A 240-nucleotide genomic window follows, 5' to 3' on the forward strand; every position below is an offset into this window, starting at 1 on the left:
GTCCTTAATGGGCGCAATGGTCATGGGCGCCCAGGCCAACGACAAGGTGCTGCGTGTTTACAACTGGTCCGATTACATCGCGCCGGACACCGTGAAAAAGTTCGAAGACGAGACCGGCATTCGCGTGACCTACGACGTCTTCGACAGCAACGAAACCCTTGAAGCGCGCCTGCTCGCAGGCAAATCCGGCTATGACATCGTCGTGCCGTCGAACAGTTTTCTGGCCAAGCAGATCAAGGC

Annotated in this window: 1 pseudogene; it reads left to right on the forward strand. The window is 57.1% G+C overall.

What is annotated here, in order from left to right:
• Positions 1–22: 22 nt before the first annotated feature.
• A pseudogene (locus tag AAEY83_RS18205) lies at positions 23–240 on the forward strand (spermidine/putrescine ABC transporter substrate-binding protein); the annotation flags it as partial.

It is taken from the genome of Psychrobacter sp. TB20-MNA-CIBAN-0197, assembly GCF_040309765.1.
In the GTDB taxonomy this organism is placed as follows: Bacteria; Pseudomonadota; Gammaproteobacteria; order Pseudomonadales; family Moraxellaceae; genus Psychrobacter; species Psychrobacter submarinus.